At 51.3% G+C, this 3,065-nt stretch carries 1 rRNA gene; it reads right to left on the bottom strand.

The features are described from left to right. Window positions 1-2,889: ribosomal RNA gene (locus AC3WLP_RS27800) — 23S ribosomal RNA — on the bottom strand; the annotation flags it as partial. Between the last annotated feature and the right edge of the window lie 176 nt (window positions 2,890-3,065).

Here is a 3,065-nt window from a genome sequence, read left to right as displayed (position 1 = left end):
TCAAGCCTCACGGGCAATTAGTATTGGTTAGCTCAACGCCTCACAGCGCTTACACACCCAACCTATCAACGTCGTAGTCTTCGACGGCCCTTTAGGGGATTCAAGATCCCAGTGAGATCTCATCTTGAGGCAAGTTTCCCGCTTAGATGCTTTCAGCGGTTATCTCTTCCGAACATAGCTACCCGGCAATGCCACTGGCGTGACAACCGGAACACCAGAGGTTCGTCCACTCCGGTCCTCTCGTACTAGGAGCAGCCCCTCTCAAATCTCAAACGTCCACGGCAGATAGGGACCGAACTGTCTCACGACGTTCTAAACCCAGCTCGCGTACCACTTTAAATGGCGAACAGCCATACCCTTGGGACCGGCTTCAGCCCCAGGATGTGATGAGCCGACATCGAGGTGCCAAACACCGCCGTCGATATGAACTCTTGGGCGGTATCAGCCTGTTATCCCCGGAGTACCTTTTATCCGTTGAGCGATGGCCCTTCCATACAGAACCACCGGATCACTAAGACCTACTTTCGTACCTGCTCGACGTGTTTGTCTCGCAGTCAAGCGCGCTTTTGCCTTTATACTCTACGACCGATTTCCGACCGGTCTGAGCGCACCTTCGTACTCCTCCGTTACTCTTTGGGAGGAGACCGCCCCAGTCAAACTACCCACCATACACTGTCCTCGATCCGGATAACGGACCTGAGTTAGAACCTCAAAGTTGCCAGGGTGGTATTTCAAGGATGGCTCCATGAGAACTGGCGTCCCCACTTCAAAGCCTCCCACCTATCCTACACAAGCAAATTCAAAGTCCAGTGCAAAGCTATAGTAAAGGTTCACGGGGTCTTTCCGTCTAGCCGCGGATACACTGCATCTTCACAGCGATTTCAATTTCACTGAGTCTCGGGTGGAGACAGCGCCGCCATCGTTACGCCATTCGTGCAGGTCGGAACTTACCCGACAAGGAATTTCGCTACCTTAGGACCGTTATAGTTACGGCCGCCGTTTACCGGGGCTTCGATCAAGAGCTTCGCTTGCGCTAACCCCATCAATTAACCTTCCGGCACCGGGCAGGCGTCACACCCTATACGTCCACTTTCGTGTTTGCAGAGTGCTGTGTTTTTAATAAACAGTCGCAGCGGCCTGGTATCTTCGACCGGCATGGGCTTACGGAGCAAGTCCTTAACCCTCGCCGGCGCACCTTCTCCCGAAGTTACGGTGCCATTTTGCCTAGTTCCTTCACCCGAGTTCTCTCAAGCGCCTTGGTATTCTCTACCTAACCACCTGTGTCGGTTTGGGGTACGGTTCCCAGTTATCTGAAGCTTAGGAGCTTTTCTTGGAAGCATGGTATCAACCACTTCGTCGCCTAAAGGCAACTCGTCATCAGCTCTCGGCCTTGAAATCCCGGATTTGCCTAAGATTTCAGCCTACCACCTTAAACCTGGACAACCAACGCCAGGCTGGCCTAACCTTCTCCGTCCCTCCATCGCAATAACTGGAAGTACAGGAATATTAACCTGTTTTCCATCGACTACGCTTTTCAGCCTCGCCTTAGGGACCGACTAACCCTGCGTCGATTAACGTTGCGCAGGAAACCTTGGTCTTTCGGCGTGCGAGTTTTTCACTCGCATTGTCGTTACTCATGTCAGCATTCGCACTTCTGATACCTCCAGCAAGCTTCTCAACTCACCTTCACAGGCTTACAGAACGCTCCTCTACCGCATCATCATACGATGATACCCGTAGCTTCGGTGCATGGTTTGAGCCCCGTTACATCTTCCGCGCAGGCCGACTCGACTAGTGAGCTATTACGCTTTCTTTAAAGGGTGGCTGCTTCTAAGCCAACCTCCTAGCTGTCTAAGCCTTCCCACATCGTTTCCCACTTAACCATGACTTTGGGACCTTAGCTGACGGTCTGGGTTGTTTCCCTTTTCACGACGGACGTTAGCACCCGCCGTGTGTCTCCCATGCTCGGCACTTGTAGGTATTCGGAGTTTGCATCGGTTTGGTAAGTCGGGATGACCCCCTAGCCGAAACAGTGCTCTACCCCCTACAGTGATACATGAGGCGCTACCTAAATAGCTTTCGAGGAGAACCAGCTATCTCCGAGCTTGATTAGCCTTTCACTCCGATCCACAGGTCATCCGCTAACTTTTCAACGGTAGTCGGTTCGGTCCTCCAGTCAGTGTTACCTAACCTTCAACCTGCCCATGGATAGATCGCCCGGTTTCGGGTCTATACCCAGCGACTAAACGCCCTATTAAGACTCGCTTTCGCTACGCCTCCCCTATTCGGTTAAGCTCGCCACTGAATATAAGTCGCTGACCCATTATACAAAAGGTACGCAGTCACCTAACAAAGTAGGCTCCCACTGCTTGTACGCATACGGTTTCAGGTTCTATTTCACTCCCCTCTCCGGGGTTCTTTTCGCCTTTCCCTCACGGTACTGGTTCACTATCGGTCAGTCAGTAGTATTTAGCCTTGGAGGATGGTCCCCCCATATTCAGACAAAGTTTCTCGTGCTCCGTCCTACTCGATTTCATTGATAAGAGATTTTCGTGTACGGGGCTATCACCCACTATGGCCGCACTTTCCAGAGCGTTCCACTAATCTCAAACCAACTTAAGGGCTGGTCCCCGTTCGCTCGCCACTACTAAGGGAATCTCGGTTGATTTCTTTTCCTCAGGGTACTTAGATGTTTCAGTTCCCCTGGTTCGCCTCTTGCACCTATGTATTCAGTACAAGATAACCAGCTTATGCTGGCTGGGTTCCCCCATTCAGAGATCTCTGGATCACAGTCTGTTTGCCGACTCCCCAAAGCTTATCGCAGGCTACCACGTCTTTCATCGCCTCTGACTGCCAAGGCATCCACCGTATGCGCTTCTTCACTTGACCATATAACCCCAAGCAATCTGGTTATACTGTGAAGACGACATTCGCCGAAAATTCGTACGTTGCTCTTTCGAGCAGAACTCACAAATTTTACCTTAGCCTGATCCACCAGCAGTGAAACTGGTGTTCAGTCTATATCTATCACATATCCGAATTTTTAAAGAACGATCTGACAAAAG

The organism is Pseudomonas sp. FW305-E2 (assembly GCF_058782925.1).
This window is presented reverse-complemented; position numbering and strand designations above follow the sequence as displayed.